Raw genomic sequence first — 18,511 nt, forward strand, 5'->3', positions numbered from 1 at the left:
ACACGGGTATGCATTCAGGCCGAATACACTGGAAACAGTGCGCACAGCTCACCGACCTGACGGGCAACCCGGGCCTCGATCGCCGCATCGCCCGGATGGTCGAGGATGTCGCAGATCCAGGTGGCCAGCGCACGGCACTCGGGAATCTGCAAGCCACGGGTGGTCACTGCCGGGGTGCCGATACGCAGGCCCGAGGTCACGAACGGTGACTGCGGATCGTTGGGCACAGCGTTTTTGTTGACAGTGATATGGGCACGGCCCAGTGCTGCGTCGGCATCCTTGCCGGTAATGCCCTGGCGGATCAAGCTGACCAGAAACAGGTGGTTGTCGGTGCCGCCGGAAACCACGTCATAGCCGCGCTGCTTGAACACTTCAGCCATGGCCTGGGCATTCTTGATCACCTGGAACTGGTAGTCCCTGAAGCCTGGCTCCAGCGCCTCCTTGAAGCACACCGCCTTGGCAGCGATTACATGCATCAGAGGGCCGCCCTGCCCGCCGGGGAATACTGCCGAGTTGAGTTTTTTCTCCAGATCGGCATCAGCCCTGGCCAGAATCAGCCCGCCCCGCGGCCCGCGCAGGGTCTTGTGGGTGGTGGTGGTGACCACATCGGCGTAAGGCAGCGGGTTGGGGTACAAACCGACTGCCACCAGCCCGGCGACATGGGCCATGTCCACAAACAGATACGCCCCGACCTTATCGGCAATGGCACGAAAACGCGGGAAATCCAGGGTCTTGGAGTAGGCCGAGAACCCGGCCACGATCATTTTGGGCCGATGCTCCAGGGCCAGGCGTTCGACCTCGTCATAGTCGATCAGGCCATTGGCGTCGGTGCCGTATTGCACCGCGTTGTACAGTTTGCCCGATGAACTGACTTTGGCTCCATGAGTCAGGTGGCCGCCGTGAGCCAGGCTCATGCCCAGAAGAGTGTCGCCTGCTTGCAGCAACGCCAGGTACACCGCCGCGTTGGCTTGTGAGCCGGAGTGCGGCTGGACGTTGGCATAGCCTGCGCCGAATAGTTGTTTGGCGCGATCGATGGCCAGTTGTTCGACCACATCCACGTGCTCACAGCCGCCGTAATAACGCTTGCCCGGGTAGCCTTCGGCGTATTTGTTGGTCAGCTCGGTGCCCTGGGCCTGCATTACTTGCGGGCTGGTGTAGTTCTCCGAGGCGATCAGCTCGATATGCTCTTCCTGACGTTGCGCCTCGCGGGTAATGGCGTCGAACAGGGCGGGGTCGAAATCGGACAGGGTCAGGCTTTTATGGAACATGAGGGATTTCCTTTTTATTAGAGATTCAAGCAATGCCTGCGCGGCGATATCAGCCGTTTTCGGCAACAAAGGCGTCATAGGCCTGCTGGTCGAGCAGATCGTTGAAAGCCGACATGTCTTCGATGCAAATACGAAAGAACCAGCCTTCGCCCATGGGTGAGGCATTGACCAGTGCCGGGTCATCGGCCAGAGCCTGGTTAACGGCCACCACCTCTCCGGTGAGCGGCATGGTGATAGTGCTGGCTGCCTTGACCGACTCCAGCACGGCCACTTCGTGACCTGCCTCGAACGCCCCCAGCTCGGGTACCTGCACAAACACCACATCACCCAGTGCCTGCTGGGCAAAGTCGGTAATGCCAACGGTCAAATGGCCCGATGCTTCCAGGCGCAGCCATTCGTGTTCAGGAGTAAAACGCAGAGTGCTCATGGACTTTTCTCTTGTTATCAATGTGTCCTGGTGCAGGACGAACAGGCGCAACTGACAGGACAAGAGCAAAGGCGATGCCAAGTTTTAAAAAACCTTTAAAATCAATAACTTAAATAAAAATGAACGAATTGTGACGAAAGCAGTGGAGTGAAACTGCTCCAGCTCTGGAGAGGGTCTGGCGGGTTGATCCCGCAAGGGCGGGGTCAGGATGGGTACGGAGCGAAATCATTCCACTGGAGCAGAATCACACCACTCGAACCAACGTACGCTGCGCGCACTGAATGCAGCCGCTGAGGAGCTCAGCGGCTACAGGAAAAACTGCAACTGTGGGAGCGAGCCTGCTCGCGAAGGTCGTTCGCGAGCAGGCTCGCTCCCACAATAGGGCTTGATCTCCAACAGAGTATCTACCGTTCAGCGGTGCGGGTTACGAACGCGAGGTTATGCCGTATTTACGCAACCGCTGGCCAATGGCGGTATGCGACGTCTGCAGCCTGGAGGCCAACTGCCGGGTCGATGGATAGGCCACGTAGTAACGCTCCAGCAAGGTTTTTTCAAAGCCTTGCACCGCCGCTTCCAGGCTGGTCACTTCTTCGCTGGCCGCCTTTTGGCCGGTCAGCTCGGTACCCGCCAGTTCCAGATCCCCACAATCAATCACATCGCCCTCGCTGGTGGCTGCCGCGCGGAAGATGACGTTTTGCAGTTGCCGAACATTGCCCGCCCAGCGATTGCCCAGCAACAGCGGATGGGTCGCCACAGCCAGTTGACAGGGCGAGCGGTGAATCTGTTCGCAGGCCTGGCGCAGAAAGTGTTCGGCCAACAGCAGAATGTCCATGCCACGGTCGCGCAACGGTGGCACCAGCAAATTGAGGACGTTAAGACGGTAATACAGATCCTCACGGAAAGTCCCCTCCCTCACCATGCGCTCCAGGTCGCGGTGGGTCGCGCAGAGCACCCGCACATTGACCCTCACTTCGCGCTCGCCGCCGATACGTCGAAAGCAGCCGTCGCTGAGAAACCGCAGCAGCTTGGCTTGCAGGTACGGAGACATCTCCCCCACCTCATCGAGAAACACCGTGCCACGGTCTGCCAACTCCAGCAGCCCCGGTTTGCCGCCACGCTGGGCACCGGTAAAGGCCCCGGCGGCATAGCCGAACAACTCGCTTTCGGCCAGGCTCTCGGGCAGCGCTGCACAGTTCAAGGCCAGGAACGACGCATCGCGGCGGGCGCTCATGGCATGACAGGCGTGGGCCACCAGTTCCTTGCCGGTGCCGGTTTCGCCCTGGATCAGCAGCGGCGCATCCAGGCTCGCCACTTTGTGCAGCCGCGTCTTGAGTTCTTCCAGCACAAGTGACTTGCCGAGCAATGCCTCCAGCCCTTCAGCCGGGTCGCGCAACAAGGACGCCAGCCGCTCGCCGATACGGCTCGGCGGATACAGGGTCAACAGCCCGCCCACCAGAACATCCCTGCCGCCGCTGATGGGCGTGGCATCGAGCAGCAGGTCGCGACCCTTGAAATTCACTTCGCACATGGGCAGGCGAAAGCCTTTATCGATCAGGGTACGGGCCAGGTCAGGGGCCGCGAACAGATTCGACAACGGCTCACCGGTGGGGTCGCTGCCATAAAGATCCGTCAGCCCGGGGTTGGCCAGCAGCACGCAGCCGTCGGGATCCACCGCCATCACCGGGTCGCTCATGGCGGCCAGCAAGGCCTCCAGTTGCAGGCGGCGGCGCTGGCCCGGGAGGATGTCCACCAGGTCCACAGCCTGCACCCCTGCTACCCCCAGCAAGGCGTGGTGGAGTTCCTCCAGCACTTTTTGCGACAGAGTGGGTGCATCGATATAGACATTCGGCGGGCTCATCTCCACCGCGTCCAGGTTGAGATTGCGCGCGCCCAGCAGCATCAGGATTTCCTGGGTGATGCCGACGCGGTCTTTGAAGGTAACGTGAATTCGCATGGCCTGGCACTCCCTGACAGCAAACAACGAGGGGCGGCACGCCCTGTGCCGCCCCTCGGGCAGAATCAATGTCGTGAAGCGGCCATCAGTCGGTCTGGCAAGCCAGGTCCGCAGCCTCCTGCTTGTTGCGCAGCACCGTGCGATAGCCCAGGCCCAGCACCACAAACCACACCGGCACCATGTACAGCGCCTGGCGAGTGTCATCTTCCAGCGCCAGCAAAGTCAGGATAAACACGAAGAAGGTCAGGCACACCCAGACCATGAACTTGCCACCCGGCATTTTGTACTTCGAGGCACGGTGCAGGTGATCGCGCTTTTTACGATAGGCCAGGTAGGACAGCAGGATCATGGTCCACACAAACATGAACAAGGTGGCCGATACCGTGGTGATCAGGGTGAAGGCCTCCATCAGGTTGGGCACCACATAAATCACCAGCGCGCCCGCCAGCAGACAGATGCAGGAGAAGATCAGGCCATTGGACGGTACCGCACGGCTCGACAGGTTCTTGAACTTGCTCGGCGCGTCGCCATCCATTGCCAGACCGAACAGCATGCGGCTGGTGGAGAACACACCGCTGTTGGCCGAAGACGCTGCCGAGGTCAACACCACGAAATTGATGATGCCTGCGGCTGCGGGCAAACCGGCGAGCATGAACAGCTCAACGAACGGGCTTTTGTCAGCCACCACATCACGCCACGGGGTGACCGCCAGGATCGCAATCAGCGCAAACACGTAGAACATGATGATACGCAGCGGAATCGAGTTGATCGCCCGCGGCAGGTTGCGCTCCGGGTTTTTGGTCTCCGCCGCCGTGGTGCCCACCAGCTCGATGCCGACAAAGGCAAACACGGCAATCTGGAAACCGGCGAAAAAGCCCATCAGCCCATGGGGGAACATGCCGCCGTCATTCCACAGGTTGGCCAGCGATGCCGAATTGCCGGTGGGTGACTGAAACGCCGTGGTCACCATATACAGCCCGGTGCAGACCAGTGCGCAAATGGCCACGATCTTGATCATGGCAAACCAGAACTCCAGTTCGCCGAACATCTTCACCGTGATCAGGTTCAGTGACAGCAGCAACGCGACGCAGCCGATGGCAGGCAGCCATAACGGGATATCGGGGAACCAGAAATGGGTATAGCCGGAGATCGCGATCACATCGGCAATGCCGGTCACAATCCAGCAGAACCAGTAGGTCCAGCCGGTGAAGTATCCGGCCATGGGGCCCAGCAGGTCTGCGGAGAAGTCGATAAAGGATTTGTACTTGAGGTTGGACAGCAACAGCTCGCCCATGGCACGCATCACGAAAAACAACATAAAGCCGATGATCATGTAGACGAAGATGATCGAGGGACCGGCGAGGCTGATGGTCTTGCCCGAGCCCATGAACAGACCGGTACCGATGGCACCGCCAATGGCGATCAGCTGGATATGGCGATTGGACAGGCTGCGTTGCAGCTCCGGTTCCTGGGTATCAGGTCGGTGATTTTGCATGAATCATCCTCTTTATTGTTCTTGTACGGGGTCCCTGGACCAGATAAACATCATGTTTACCCAGAGCGGACAAAGGGACATGAGCACGTTCTGTGCCAGCACCGTACAAGAGGTCAAGCGGGCCGTTTATGCGCCGTGGAGTCTGTTTGTGTGTAATGGAATCACTCCACAAATAAGCGTTTGCGGGTGGTTCATTGGAGCGCGGGTACTGTAAACCATGGTCCGACTGAAGTTGTAACGAAATCAGTACATTGGAGCGTATTCGTACCGTGGGCGGCCGAAAGTCGCTTTTATTGTGGGAGCGGGCTTACTCGCGATGGCATCACCTCAAACGACCTGCAAGGCCCCGTTGCCTGTATCGCGAGCAAGCCCGCTCCCACAGAGGATGCGCCTCAAGCGCTCCTTTTCAACGGCATGCGCAATTCAACCCGCAAACCATCGGGCTGGCTGTCGAATCTCAGTTCACAGCGGCAACGCTCGACAATCGCCTGAACAATCGCCAGGCCCAGGCCGCAGCCGTTGCTGTTGCCATTGCGCCAGAAGCGCTGGGTCATGTGTTGCAGGGTTTCGGCAGGGATACCGGGGCCGTGGTCACGGACCTGGTATTTAACCTGTGAACCTTCAACGGCCACGGTCAACTCCACCCGGGTGCCCGCCGGGGTATGACGCAAGGCGTTGTCCAGCAAGTTGCGCAGCGCAGCGATGGCCAGTACCGAAGGCACTTCAAGCGCCGTGTCCGGCAGGTCGGGCGGCAGCTGCAGGCAGATACGCTCACCATCGCCAGCCGCCGCATCGTGCACCGCGAAATGCGCCACCTGTGCGGCCGAACAATTGACCCCGTCGTCAAACGACAGGCTGCCCTCGACCCGCGCCAGCAACAGCAATTGCTCCAGGGTGCGGTGCAGACGGTCGGCACCGGCCTCGGCATGGGCCAGTGACTGTTCGCGGGCCTCGCCGTCGGTCATGCGCGCCACTTGCAGGTGGGTCTTGATCGCGGTCAGCGGGCTGCGCAGCTCGTGGGCCGCATCGCCGGTCAGGCGGCGTTCACGCTCGATGGTCTTGGCGATACGGGCAAACAGCTGGTTCTGTGAATCGAGCAGCGGTTTCAGTTCGCCGGGCAACGGTGAAATGTGCAACGGCTGCAACGAATCGGCATCACGCCGCATCAGGGCATCGCGCATGCGGTTGAGTGGCGCCAGCCCCTGGCCGATCCCCAGCCACAGCAGCAGCAAACAGACGATCAATGCCATGCCCACCGGCACCGAGGCCGCCAGCAGCACCGACAGGTTCAAGGCCTCGCGCTCGACCTGGCGATCGGCCGTGGTGATACGCACATCGCCACGGTCCAGGGTGAAAGTACGCCAGGTCGCGCCATCGATGACCTGATCATGAAAACCCGCCGCCTGGGATTGCATCGGCTGGTCAGGGTTGTTGTGGCTGCGGGCCAGAACCTCGCCGCGCAGCGAACTGACCTGGCAGGCCATGCCGCCGGGGATGGTCAGTTGCTCGGCACTGAAATGGGTGCCCTCGCCCTTGACCGGCAATTGCGGCAGCTGCTCCAGCAACCCGGCGACCATGCGAGCCGAGGCCACCAGGCGCTGGTCGAGGGAGAACATCATCTGCTGACGCAGGTCGCTGAGCATCCAGGCTGCAGCCAGAGCCCACACCAGCACAAACGCCGAACCGATGGTCAGGCTCAGACGCAGACGCAAGCTCATCGTGCTTCGGACTCTGCGCTGTCGGCCGGGCCCAGGCGATAGCCCAGGCCACGCACGGTCTCAACGATACCGTTACCCAATTTGCGTCGCAGATGATGGATATGCACGTTCAAGGCGTTGCTTTCCAGCTCGTCGCCAAAACCATAGATGCTGTCCTTGAGTTGCTCGCTGGACAGCACCCGTCCACGGTTGTGCAGCAAGGCTTGCAGCAGCGCCTGCTCGCGACGGGACAAGTCCACCGGCTGGCCGCCCAGAAGGGTCACGCGGCTGCTGGGGTCGTAGGTCAGGCTGCCGTGCTCGATCAGGTTGACGCTGCGCCCGGCCACCCTGCGCAACAAGGTATGCAGGCGGGCAGCGAGTTCACGCAGGTCGAAGGGCTTGAGCAGGTAGTCATCGGCACCGGCCTGCAGGCCGTCGACACGGTCGGTGACCGAGTCACGGGCGGTCAGGATCAGCACCGGCAATTCAAGGCCCTGCTGGCGCAACTGCTGCAGCAGCTTGAGGCCATCTTCATCGGGCAGGCCCAGGTCGAGCACCATGACGTCGAACTCGGCAGCCTTGAGCATGGCCCGTGCTGCGGCGGCGGTACTCACATGCTCAACCGTCAGCCCCTGTGCCGTCAGCCCGGCCTTGATGCCGCTGGCAATCAGTTCGTCGTCTTCGCAAACCAGTACATGCATGCTGATACCCGCGTAAATAAGCCGATTAAAAGGTCATGGGATTAAGGCCCGATTATGCCTGGGCAAACCGTGGCTCGTGGCACTGTGCGCGGTGCGGATAGTGCCTATTTATGTAACGCACTCGCACTCCAATCCATCCCTAAGCTGGAGATCGCCTCGCCAACAACCTGAAGGAACTTCACATGCTGGCACCCAGTGATGAGTTTTCGTGGCTCTTCGAAGGGCTCCCCACCTACACCACACTTCATCAAAAAGGCATGCGTCTTTACGACCTTGGCGCCTTTGAACATGCCCGGCAGTTTTTGCAATTACCCGCGACGGTGGGCGATGCCGAGGCTCAGTTTGCACTGGCCAGCATCATCGAGCATAGCCCTACTGAAATCTCGTCCCAGATCACCACGCTCAGGCGACAAATTGCAGGGATAACGCAAATCAGTCGCCAGAAAGAGCATCACTGGCACCTGGTAACACAGGCCTCACAGATGATCGAAAGACTGCAGATCACCCTCAAGGCGCAGTATATGCCCCTCTACGAGGCTGCCGCGGAGCACGGCAATATTGACGCGATGCTGCGTCTGGGTGGTGATGCGTGGAACGCAAAAGTGCGCGTACAGCTCGAAAGCGGCTTGCGAGTCCATACCCCCGAAGCACTGCTGGACATGTATGCCTTGACCAGGGATTTGAACTGGCTAAAGCATTCGGCGGCATCAGGACATGCCATCGCTCAATACTTGCTGGCAACCCTCTACGATAAAAACCCAACAATGCTGGCCAGCACCGAAGATCCCCAAGAAGTCATCTATGAGCTGATCAGCAGCTCAGCCTATGGTGGATATCCTCCTGCCATGAACTGGTTTGCGAACCGCATTGAAAACCGCCGGAACTTTGCGCTTATTCAACACTGGATACTCAAGGAAGCCCAGGCCGGCAGCATCAATGCTGTCCAGCAATATGGCCTGGCCCTGACCGGCATGAACAGCGATGGCACCCATAACGATACCGTCAGCGGTTTCGAAGCCGATTACACAGGGGGGTATGCCCTGTTATGGCTGGTCAACCAGGTAAAGGGCCGGGGGAGCAATCCCTATAATATCCAGGACAAACTCCATCATCTTGAGTCGGAGCTGGGCCCGGCCCAAGTCATTACCGCCAAAGAGATTGCCCATGAGTGGCGTGAGCACTACCCGCTGCTGTCCGAATTCCGCCTGCGCGCCTGCTTGCTCTAAGCCCTCAACCGGCTTGAACCTCTCGCGTATTAACACTCGGTTAATCAACGCCCGCCAAGGTGTGGCGTATCCGTACACTCCAAGGTTGGGCGCATGTCTCGTTTGTTTATCTTTCTCCTGCTGCTGGTCGCCGGTTTTAGCCAGGCGCATGCCAGTGAAGATCCGTTTGCACAAAAGCCGGACTTCCTTCCGGTCGCCAAGGCGTTTGTGTTCAGCAGCGAAGATCTGCCCTCTGGTGAAACCCGCCTGCAGTGGAAAATAGCCGACAAGTACTATTTGTATCAAAAACGCTTCAAGTTTGACGGGCTGGATGCCGCACACACACCCGAGTTGCCTAAAGGGCTGGAACACAGCGATGAGTTTTTTGGCGCCACAGAGGTGTATCGCGACAACGTTGCGCTAGTGATTCCGGCAGGTGCCAGCGGTCAGGTCAAGGTCAGCTGGCAAGGCTGCGCCGATGCCGGCCTGTGCTATCCGCCACAAAGCCGGACCATCGATTTGGGCGGCATGCAGTCTGCCGCAGCGCAGGGTCAGGCCCAGGACCAGTCGCTGGCGGCCACCTTGCAGCAGCGCTCCCTGGGCTGGAGCCTGCTGCTGTTCTTCGGCCTGGGCCTACTGCTGGCCTTTACGCCTTGCTCGCTGCCCATGCTGCCGATTCTGGCCGGGCTGGTGGTGGGCAGTGGCGCCACGGCCGGGCGCGGTTTTGCCGTGGCCGGCAGTTATGTGATCAGCATGGCGCTGGTGTATGCCGGGCTGGGCGTGCTGGCGGCCCTGCTCGGCGCCAACTTGCAGGCGTTGCTGCAACAACCCTGGTTGCTGGGTAGTTTTGCTGCCCTTTTCGTAGTGCTGGCACTGCCAATGTTCGGTTTTTTTGAACTGCAACTGCCTGCCGGCCTGCGTGACCGCCTGGAAAGCGCCGGGCGTGGCCGCAAGGGCGGCAGCTTGCTGGGTGCGGGTATTCTGGGTGCTCTCTCTGGCCTGCTGGTGGGCCCCTGCATGACCGCACCGCTGGCCGGTGCCCTGTTGTATATCGCGCAAAGCGGCAACGCCGTTGAAGGTGGCCTGGTGCTGTTTGTGATGGGCCTGGGCATTGGCGTGCCGTTGTTGCTGCTGGTCACCGTGGGCAGCCGTTTCCTGCCCAAGCCCGGTGCGTGGATGAACCTGATGAAAGGCCTGTTCGGCTTTTTGTTCCTGGGTACTGCGCTGTTGCTGGTACGCCCGGTCCTCGATGAATCCTTGTGGGTCGGTTTGTGGGGCGTGCTGCTGGTCGTTCTGGCGTCCAGCCTGTGGCAACAGGCACAGGCATTCCTTCGCGCCAAACCGCTGTTCCGCCCGCTCAGCCTGCTGGCCGGCCTGTGGGGCAGCCTGTTGCTGGTGGGAGCGGCCGGGGGCGGGACCGAGCTGTGGCAACCGCTGCAGGTGTATACCGCCACAACCGTGGCGGGGAGCACGACAAACTCCGTCCATGACGCCTTTATCACCCTCAAGGACCCTACCAGCCTGGACCGCGAGCTGGCAGATGCCAAGGCAGCAGGCCAATGGGTGATGCTCGACTACTACGCCGACTGGTGCGTGTCATGCAAGGTCATGGAGAAGCAGGTATTTGCCAAACCCCAGGTGATGGATGCCCTGCAAGGCGTGCGCCTGTTGCGTCTTGACGTGACCGCCGATAATGTCGCCAGCCGCGAGCTGCTCAGCCGCTATCAAGTACCCGGCCCGCCCAGTTTTGTCTGGATCGGCCCCAATGGTGTTGAGCGGCGCGGACAACGCATCACTGGCGAAGTCAACGCCCAGACCTTTTTGAATAACTGGAACGCCACTCGGGAACTCCTCTAAATGCTGACCCTGACCATCGGTTCGTTTGCGCTGGCCATCAACCACTTGCTGCTGATACTGGCCCTTGCCCTGGCGACACTGGTGGGGTGGCGTGTGGCCAAACGCGGTGGTGAAAACCCCGAATCAGTGCTGTTCAGCCTGTTCTTACTGGGTTTGCTAAGCGCACGCATCGGCTTTGTGCTCAGCTACTGGCGCTACTTCAAGGACGACCCGCTGCAAATTCTCGACCTGCGCGATGGCGGTTTTTTACTGTGGCCGGGGTTGGTGGCGGTACTGCTGGGTGGGCTTATCTGGGGCTGGCGCCGCGCCGGTTTGCGTCGCCCGCTGGGTTGGGGGCTGGCCAGCGGGCTGGCGTTCTGGCTGCTGGCCAGCCTGTCGTCCAGCCTTTACGAAAAAGGCACGCGCCTGCCGGAAATGGTATTGCGCAATGCCAATGGCGAGTCGGTGCAGTTGAGCAGCTATCAGGGCGGCCCGCTGGTGATCAATCTGTGGGCCACCTGGTGCCCGCCGTGCCGGCGCGAAATGCCGGTGCTGCAAAACGCCCAGCATCAACATCAAAACGTGACCTTCCTGTTCGTCAATCAGGGCGAGAGCATGCAGAGCGTCAGCACCTTCCTTGAAACCCAGGGTCTGAACCTCAGCAACGTGCTGTTCGACAGCGGCGGCCAGTTGGCACAAAAAGTCGGTTCGATGGCCCTGCCGACTACGCTGTTCTACAGCGCTGATGGTCGACTGCTGGGCAGTCATTTGGGCGAGCTGTCAAAAGCCAGTCTGGCCCGGGCCATGGAGCCTTTCAATCTGAACCATTCAATGTCGGCCCAACAGGTCGACCCTGCAAGGAATGAGCAAAAATGTTTAACCGCAAACTGCTAACCCTGGGCATGGCCTCCCTGCTGGGAGCTGCGCTCCTGCAATCGCCTGTATTGCAGGCAGAAGAGCTGCCGCCGGCGATCAAGAAGATTGAAGCCAAGGGTGCAAAAATCATTGGCAGCTTCGATGCTCCCGGCGGCTTGCGTGGCTATGCCGCCCAGTACCAGAACCGTGGCATGGCGCTGTACCTGACCCAGGACGGTAACGTTCTGGTGGGTAATCTATATGATGCCGACGGCAAAGACCTGAGCCTGGCGCCCCTGCAAAAGCTGGTGTACGAGCCGATGGCCAAGCAGGTCTGGGGCGAAATGGAGAAGAGCAACTGGATTGCCGACGGCAAGGCGGATGCACCGCGTATCGTGTACTTGTTCAGCGACCCCAACTGCCCGTACTGCAACATGTTCTGGGAGCAGGCCCGCCCTTGGGTTGACTCGGGCAAAGTGCAATTGCGCCATATCATGGTGGGCATCATCCGCGAAGACAGCCCGGCCAAATCTGCCGCCCTGCTGGCCGCCAAGGACCCGCAGCAAGCCCTGCACGAACACGAAAAAGCCGGCAAGGCCAGTAGCCTCAAGCCCCTGGCCAAAATCCCGGCTGACATTCAAGCCAAGCTCGATGCCAATGCCAAGTTGATGGAAGAGCTGGACGTGGCCGCCACCCCGGCCATTTTCTACCAGGACGCACAAGGCAACCTGCAACAGCAGCAAGGCGCGCCATCGCCGGAGAAACTGGTCCAGATCCTGGGGCCCAAGTAAAACCCGAGGGCTGCGATCGCGCTACAAAGCGTTCGCAGCCCACGCCGATGCTGGCGTGAGCCATGTCTCAGTTCACCACCTGCAGCGCTATTAATTCTATTTCTCAATTGACAATCATTATCATTAAGCCTAGCTTGTGAACAGCTGTGTAGGACGCTTCCCACGAAGAGGTCCTCACTCACTCATTCGCAGCAGGTGATCTCCATGACGGAACCAATGTCCACAGGCAAGTGCGACTCACCCCTACTTCAAGCCTTTGTTGATAACCGACTGGTCCTGGTCAAAATCGCAGCCCGCATAACGGGCTGCCGATACCGGGCTGAAGATGTGGTTCAGGATGCTTTCTTCCGTTTGCAGTCCGCGCCGCAGATCACTTCATCGTTCAAGGCACAACTGAGCTACCTGTTCCAGATCGTGCGTAACCTGGCAATTGACCACTACCGCAAGCAGGCGCTGGAGCAAAAATACTCCGGCACCGAAGAAGAAGGCATGAACGTGGTGATCCACGGCGCCTCCCCGGAAACCTCGCTGATCAATTTCTCGACTCTGGAACATATCGCGGTGGCACTCACCGAGCTGCCAAGCCGTACCCGTTATGCCTTCGAGATGTATCGCCTGCATGGCGTACAGCAAAAAGATATTGCCAAGGAACTGGGCGTATCTCCCACCCTGGTCAACTTCATGATCCGCGATGCCCTGATCCATTGCCGCGCAGTGTCGGGCACCCACGCAGATACCTACGCGCGGCGTTGATACAACCGGGCTTGCACCTTCCTACATCTCAACCACGGCAATTTTGTAAGGCGCAAAAATCGCCTTCAACTGGCCGTTGTCGCGCAGCTTTTGCAGCATTTGTGCAAACTGCTGACTCTGGATCGGTGCCTGTGGCCGCAGCAGGGCGAAGTGACGATAAGTCTGGTCGATACGCTCTGACACCATCACCTGCGCCTTGGCCTGCGGGTCGCAGCCCAGCATGTCGATCAGGTTGGAACGTGTCATCAAGGCAATATCCGCCCGCCCCCTCAAGACCATCAATAAATTGCTTTCGTGGGAATAGGTCAGGGTTGCGCCGAAGGTCTCGGTGAGAAATTTCGGCGAGGCGTTGAACCCGGCAAAAGCATAGTGATAGCCGCTATACAGGGCGAGGCGCTTGCCCTTGAGGTCATCAAAATAGCTTTGTTCACGGTCAGGATGCTGCCGGGCAACAAACACTTCAGCGTCTTCCAGGCCCATATCAACTGCAGCATAGGAGAACGCCTGCCAGCCCCAGGCCGGGTTCTCGAACATCAGCATGTCCACCCGCCCACGCTCGAAGTCACGCACACGCCGGGCAATGGAACTGGGCACAAGGACAAAGCGGTAGTCGCCTTGCAACTGGTTGAGGGCTGCAAGCAGTTGCGACAACAGGCCCGTGTCGGTGCCGCGCTCGGGACGTACGATATAAGGCGGAAAGTGCGCAGCTCCAACCCTGATTTCCTGAATCGCCCACACCGGTGCCAGCCAGCCCATTCCCAGGGTCAGCAACAGGCTGTGGGCCAATTGAATTGGCGAACACTTGAAAACCATACACACCTGACGCCGTTCATGGCTGGAACTTATTGATCGACACACGACCTGAGATCGGGCACGCACACCATTAAAGCGCATATAGACTAGCAAGCAAGGGGTCGACTGGCCCACTACAAAATAAGCACCGTGCTCAGTGTTTTAGCTACGCTCCAACTTCAACGCCGATGCTGTTAAAGGAAGCTGCACATGCCTCACTGGCTGGTAATTGACCTGGAAGCCACTACCGATGATGGCGGCTGGCCCCTGGAGGAAATGGAAGTGATCGAAATCGGCGCCAGCGTGGTCACCCGCGCAGGTCGTGAGGTGGATCATTTTCAGCGATTTATTCGCCCGCAACGTCGTCCGCTGTTGACCCCTTTCTGTCGGCAACTGACCCGCATCACACAGGCCAAGATTGATGCCGCTGCATCGATGCCTTTGGTTTGGGAGCAATTTGAACGCTGGCTCGGCCAGCACCTGCCCAAGCTTGAAGGCTGGGCCAGCTGGGGCGAGTACGACCGAAAACAACTGGAACAGGAATGGCAGCACAAACAACTGCACAGCGCCCTGCAGCAATTGCCGCATATGAACCTCAAGCAGCAATTTGCCAGGGCCCGCCAGTTAAAGCAGCCGCTGGGCCTGAACAGCGCGTTGCAACTGGCCGGAATGCAATTCAATGGTCAACAGCACCGGGCCCTGGAAGATGCCCGTAATACTGCGCGTTTATTGCCCCTGGTGCTCAAGGGGTGACGGCCATAAAAGGGCGTGACGGGATAAAACCGCTTCTGCATACTGGCCAGCCCTTTTTAGCCCATTCCGAGGAATCGCCATGTTTAAAGTCAACGAATACTTCGACGGCACCGTCAAGTCGATTGCCTTCGCCCAAACCGAAGGCAAGGCCACCATTGGCGTCATGGCTGCAGGTGAATACGAGTTCGGCACCGCCGAGCGTGAAATCATGCACGTGGTCTCGGGCGAGCTGAGCGTCAAGTTGCCGGGCAGCAGCGAATATGAAACCTTCAAGACCGGCAGCCAGTTCAACGTGCCGGCCAACAGCAAGTTTCAGCTCAAGGTCGCAGTGGATACCGCCTACCTGTGTGAGTACCGCTAAATCTCCCTCTGGCAGCAACTGTCTTGATGCTGCCATGTGGGAGCGGGCTTGCTCGCGATACAGACGACCCGGTCTGTCTGTTGAATCGCGTTGATGCCATCGCGAGCAAGCCCGCTCCCACAGCTACACCCCTACGTTGAACTGCAACGCCGCCAACCGTGCATACAGCGGGTTGGCGGCGATTAATTGGGCATGGGTGCCGATGGCGACCAGCTTGCCCTGATCCATTACCGCGATACGATCAGCGTTTTGCACGGTGGCCAGACGGTGGGCAATCACCAGCGTGGTACGGCCTTGCATCAGGCTCGGCAAAGCCTGCTGGATCAGATGCTCGCTTTGGGCATCCAGGGCACTGGTGGCCTCATCCAGCAACAGGATCGGCGCATCCACCAGCAACGCCCGGGCAATCGCCAGACGCTGGCGTTGACCGCCCGACAAGCCCAGGCCGCCATCACCCAAGTGGGTTTTGTAACCCTCGGGCATTTGCAGGATAAAGTCGTGGGCGTGGGCAATTCGCGCCGCAGCCTGGACCTGCTCATCGCTGGCCCCGGCATTGCCATACCGGATGTTGTCTTCAATGGTGCCGAAAAACAGCGCAGGTGTTTGCGACACCAGGGCAAAACAACGACGCAGGTCTTGCGGGTCAAGCTGAGTGATCGGCTGCCCTTCAAGCAGGATTTGCCCTTGTTGCGGATCGTAAAAGCGCAGCAACAAGTCGAACAATGTTGACTTGCCCGCCCCGGAAGGGCCGACCAGCGCCAGGGTTTCTCCCGCATTGATCGTCAGGCTCAGGCCATCGATCGCATGGCTTTCGGGCCGTGAAGGGTAAGAAAAGCGCAAGTTTTCAAGCTGCAAATTGCCCTTCACCCGTGCGGGTAACACGCGCAAATCCGTGCTCGGTGGCAGGATCAAGCTTTTCGCCTGCAACAGCTCGGCAATTCGCTCGGCCGCGCCCGCCGCCTGTTGCAACTCGCCAATCACTTCGCTCAGGGTGCCGAATGCGCTGCCCACCACCAGGCTGTAAAACACAAAGGCGGCCAGCTCGCCGCCGGTGATGCGCCCGGCGATCACGTCCATGCCGCCGACCCACAGCATCACCCCCACGGCGCCCAGCACCAGCAAGATCACCAGCGTGATCAACCACGCCCGTTGCAGGATGCGTTTGCGGGCAGTGGCAAACGCCTGCTCCACGGTACTGGCAAAGCGTTGCTGGTCTTGCTGTTGATGGTTATAAGCCTGCACCGTCTTGATCTGGCCCAGGGCCTCGGCGACATAACTGCCGACATCAGCGATACGGTCCTGGCTCTGGCGCGACAGGCTGCGCACCCGGCGACCAAAAAACAGGATGGGCACCAGCACCAGTGGCAAGGCCACCACCACGATACTGGTGAGCTTGGGGTTGGTGACAAACAACAGCACCACGCCGCCGATCACCATCAGGCTGTTGCGCAGGAACAACGACAGCGATGAACCGATCACCGACTGCAGCAAGGTCGTATCCGTGGTCAGCCGCGACTGGATTTCCGAGCTGCGGTTGTTCTCGTAGAACCCCGGGTGCAGACCGATCAGGTGATTGAACACCTGGCGCCGAATATCGGCGACCACCCGCTCACCGATCCATGACACCAGGTAAAAGCGCACGAAAGTGCCCACTGACAAGCCCAGCACCAGCAACAGAAAAAAGCCGATGGACTGGTTTAGCAAATGCGCTGACTGGGTCATGAAACCCTTGTCGACCAATAGACGGATGCCCTGCCCCATCGACAAGGTAATACCCGCCGTAACAATCAGCGCCAGCAGGGCGCCAAGAGCCTGCCAACGATAGGGTGCAATAAAATGCGCTGCCAGACGAATGGCGCGGCGATGACGGGAAGAAAGCATGGGAGGGTATCCGCAGTGAGGATCAGCGTAAAAAGCCTTACACAGCCTACAACGAAGTTCGCCTAAAACCGGTAAATCTTTCTCACTCGTTTTGAATATGACCTGTCACCACAAACCCTAGACAGTAATGTTCTAAAGTCGGGCTGGAAGTTTCAGGATATTTCTGTTGGACTGGGGTGGTCGCCAAGTTTGTAACAGCTTGGTCATTAAACGGATCTAAAGTAGCGCTACACCCTGATGAGGAGACAGGCCATGGATTTGCAACAGAACGCTCAAGCCGTACCGGTGATTCGTACCCAGCCACAGCAATCTCTGGGGTGCGCGTTTATCGACGAAAATGGTCAGGAGATCCTGATCACCGAGGCGATGATTCAGGACGCCTGCCATGAGCTGGAGCAACGCCTGGTCACGCCATCACGCAAGGGCTGATCCTTGCCAACAAGACCCTGTACATGATTAAACAGCATTCGCGTCACTGACCGGCCTTACTGCGTAGGGCCGGTTTTTTTAGGCCTGCACATTCAGACCGGCACGGCGCCCAAGGCTTTTACCAGTTGCTTCAGGGCCACTGAATCACCCGCGATATGCACCGGCAAGCCTTCAATTTCGCGGCGAATCGGGTAGTTTTTGCGCAGTCCGTCGAATGCCAGCTTTTGCTCCTGGACGGTTCCACTCAAACTGCGGCGAAAGTCGGCATCGTCACGGCGCGGGTCGTACACACCGCGACAGAGCATGGCCAGGGCCCATGCCGGGTCGCTATCAGCACTCAGTTCAACCTTGGCCAGCCAGGGGGACGGCAGCAGGTCGGCCAGTTTGACTTCAGGGCTATGCCCCAGAAAATCGCACAATGCCTGATAAATCTGTGCCGTACCCCGCTGTTTGCCATCCAGGCTGTAGCCGGCAATATGCGGGGTGGCCAGCACGCACAGATCCGCCAGTTCGCGGTCTACTTGCGGCTCACCCTCCCATACATCCAGTACCGCTTGCAGATCATCCCGGCGGGTCAAAACTTCACGCAGCGCGGCATTGTCCACCACCGGGCCGCGGCTGGCGTTGATCAACCAGGTACCCGGTTTCAGCTGTTCCAGCCGCTGCTGATCAAGCAGATGCCAGGTCGGGTAATCGCCGGTCCTGTCCAGCGGCGTATGCAGGCTGAGTACATCGCACTGCTCGATCACGTGCTCAAGGCTGACATAGTCACCGCCCTCGGCCGCCGCCCGCACCGGGTCGCAAACCAGCACATTGAAGCCCAGTGAACGCAAGACGTTGACCAGGCGACCGCCCACTTCACCGGCACCAATCACGCCGTAGGTGCGCTGGGTCAAGTCGGCGCCTTCGATTTCAGCAAGCGTCAGCAGGCTGCCAAGCACGTAGTCCACGACGCCACGGGCATTGCAGCCAGGAGCACTGGACCAGTGGATACCAGACTGCTGGAAGTAGTCCAGCGCCAGGTGATCAGTGCCGATGGTGCAGGTTCCGACAAACCGCACTGCACTGCCTTCGAGCAGTTCGCGGTCCACTTTGGTCACCGAGCGCACCAGCAAAACATCGGCATCGTGAACGTCTGCACGGTTGATCTGGCGCCCCGGCAAGCGGCGTATTTCACCGAAGTCAGCAAAAAATTCTTCGATCAGCGGAATATTTTCATCAGCAACAATCAACATGGCAGGCTCCTTTCGCGGAGTGGCAGTGTAGGCGTTGTTACGCGCAATGGGCCAGCCGGGTGTGCAGGTACTTGCGGG

The 18,511-nt window shown here is 59.4% G+C and carries 17 protein-coding genes; 8 read left to right on the forward strand and 9 right to left on the reverse strand.

The genetic code is table 11. The features are described from left to right. Positions 1-14: 14 nt before the first annotated feature. The 6 genes from glyA to EQV96_RS04580 all read right to left on the reverse strand — a co-directional run bounded on the left by glyA (position 15) and on the right by EQV96_RS04580 (position 7,542). On the reverse strand, positions 15-1,268 hold the full coding sequence (gene glyA / locus EQV96_RS04555) for a serine hydroxymethyltransferase (protein WP_150627983.1): 1,254 nt from the start codon (positions 1,266-1,268) through the stop codon (positions 15-17). 49 nt (positions 1,269-1,317) lie between these two features. Next, positions 1,318-1,695 (reverse strand): glycine cleavage system protein GcvH, encoded by a 378-nt coding sequence (gene gcvH / locus EQV96_RS04560; protein WP_095002731.1) that lies wholly within the window; start codon positions 1,693-1,695, stop codon positions 1,318-1,320. Positions 1,696-2,119: 424 nt separating this feature from the next. Continuing rightward, positions 2,120-3,649: a sigma-54-dependent transcriptional regulator gene (locus tag EQV96_RS04565; RefSeq protein ID WP_095002732.1), complete on the reverse strand. Its 1,530-nt coding sequence runs from the start codon at positions 3,647-3,649 to the stop codon at positions 2,120-2,122. 85 nt (positions 3,650-3,734) lie between these two features. After that, positions 3,735-5,144: a D-serine/D-alanine/glycine transporter gene (gene cycA, locus EQV96_RS04570; RefSeq protein ID WP_095002733.1), complete on the reverse strand. Its 1,410-nt coding sequence runs from the start codon at positions 5,142-5,144 to the stop codon at positions 3,735-3,737. A gap of 392 nt (positions 5,145-5,536) precedes the next feature. Further along, positions 5,537-6,862, reverse strand: coding sequence for an ATP-binding protein (locus tag EQV96_RS04575; RefSeq protein WP_095002734.1), 1,326 nt, complete (start codon positions 6,860-6,862; stop codon positions 5,537-5,539). Next, positions 6,859-7,542: a response regulator gene (locus EQV96_RS04580; RefSeq protein WP_095002735.1), complete on the reverse strand. Its 684-nt coding sequence runs from the start codon at positions 7,540-7,542 to the stop codon at positions 6,859-6,861. Before EQV96_RS04580 ends, EQV96_RS04575 begins: the two co-directional genes overlap by 4 nt. Positions 7,543-7,724: 182 nt before the next feature. Between EQV96_RS04580 and EQV96_RS04585 the strand changes: the two genes are divergently transcribed. The 5 genes from EQV96_RS04585 to EQV96_RS04605 all read left to right on the forward strand — a co-directional run bounded on the left by EQV96_RS04585 (position 7,725) and on the right by EQV96_RS04605 (position 12,982). Next, positions 7,725-8,768 (forward strand): hypothetical protein, encoded by a 1,044-nt coding sequence (locus EQV96_RS04585; protein WP_095032200.1) that lies wholly within the window; start codon positions 7,725-7,727, stop codon positions 8,766-8,768. A gap of 93 nt (positions 8,769-8,861) precedes the next feature. Then, positions 8,862-10,604 carry a protein-disulfide reductase DsbD gene (dsbD, locus tag EQV96_RS04590; protein ID WP_240881459.1) on the forward strand — a complete coding sequence of 581 codons (1,743 nt, stop codon included), beginning with the start codon at positions 8,862-8,864 and terminating at the stop codon, positions 10,602-10,604. Continuing rightward, positions 10,605-11,477, forward strand: coding sequence for a TlpA disulfide reductase family protein (locus tag EQV96_RS04595; RefSeq protein ID WP_095002738.1), 873 nt, complete (start codon positions 10,605-10,607; stop codon positions 11,475-11,477). It begins immediately after the preceding gene. Further along, on the forward strand, positions 11,456-12,229 hold the full coding sequence (dsbG, locus tag EQV96_RS04600; RefSeq protein WP_095002739.1) for a thiol:disulfide interchange protein DsbG: 774 nt from the start codon (positions 11,456-11,458) through the stop codon (positions 12,227-12,229). Before EQV96_RS04595 ends, dsbG begins: the two co-directional genes overlap by 22 nt. A gap of 204 nt (positions 12,230-12,433) precedes the next feature. Beyond that, positions 12,434-12,982, forward strand: a complete 549-nt coding sequence (locus tag EQV96_RS04605; protein WP_095002740.1) for an RNA polymerase factor sigma-70 — start codon at positions 12,434-12,436, stop codon at positions 12,980-12,982. Positions 12,983-13,003: 21 nt separating this feature from the next. Here the strand turns inward: EQV96_RS04605 and EQV96_RS04610 are convergent, their stop codons facing one another. Continuing rightward, positions 13,004-13,795 (reverse strand): ABC transporter substrate-binding protein, encoded by a 792-nt coding sequence (locus EQV96_RS04610; RefSeq protein WP_240881460.1) that lies wholly within the window; start codon positions 13,793-13,795, stop codon positions 13,004-13,006. A gap of 189 nt (positions 13,796-13,984) precedes the next feature. Between EQV96_RS04610 and EQV96_RS04615 the strand changes: the two genes are divergently transcribed. Together EQV96_RS04615 and EQV96_RS04620 are read left to right on the forward strand one after the other, a co-directional pair. After that, the gene (locus tag EQV96_RS04615; protein ID WP_095018981.1) at positions 13,985-14,527 is read left to right on the forward strand and encodes an exonuclease domain-containing protein; all 543 of its coding nucleotides are present in this window, start codon (positions 13,985-13,987) and stop codon (positions 14,525-14,527) included. A 79-nt stretch (positions 14,528-14,606) separates the two neighbouring features. Then, complete coding sequence (locus EQV96_RS04620) at positions 14,607-14,888, forward strand: pyrimidine/purine nucleoside phosphorylase (RefSeq protein ID WP_016780320.1); 282 nt, start codon at positions 14,607-14,609, stop codon at positions 14,886-14,888. A 123-nt stretch (positions 14,889-15,011) separates the two neighbouring features. Here EQV96_RS04620 and EQV96_RS04625 read toward each other — a convergent pair whose 3' ends face one another. Continuing rightward, positions 15,012-16,769, reverse strand: coding sequence for an ABC transporter transmembrane domain-containing protein (locus EQV96_RS04625; RefSeq protein ID WP_240881462.1), 1,758 nt, complete (start codon positions 16,767-16,769; stop codon positions 15,012-15,014). A 252-nt stretch (positions 16,770-17,021) separates the two neighbouring features. Here EQV96_RS04625 and EQV96_RS04630 point away from each other — a divergent pair, with 252 nt between their 5' ends. Beyond that, on the forward strand, positions 17,022-17,198 hold the full coding sequence (locus tag EQV96_RS04630) for a PA1571 family protein (protein ID WP_165446486.1): 177 nt from the start codon (positions 17,022-17,024) through the stop codon (positions 17,196-17,198). A 92-nt stretch (positions 17,199-17,290) separates the two neighbouring features. Here EQV96_RS04630 and pdxB read toward each other — a convergent pair whose 3' ends face one another. Further along, positions 17,291-18,433 (reverse strand): 4-phosphoerythronate dehydrogenase PdxB, encoded by a 1,143-nt coding sequence (pdxB, locus tag EQV96_RS04635; RefSeq protein WP_095002744.1) that lies wholly within the window; start codon positions 18,431-18,433, stop codon positions 17,291-17,293. Positions 18,434-18,511: the final 78 nt, after the last annotated feature.

Origin of the sequence: Pseudomonas sp. TMW22080, assembly GCF_022496745.1 — a bacterium.
Classification (GTDB): Bacteria; Pseudomonadota; Gammaproteobacteria; order Pseudomonadales; family Pseudomonadaceae; genus Aquipseudomonas; species Aquipseudomonas bubulae.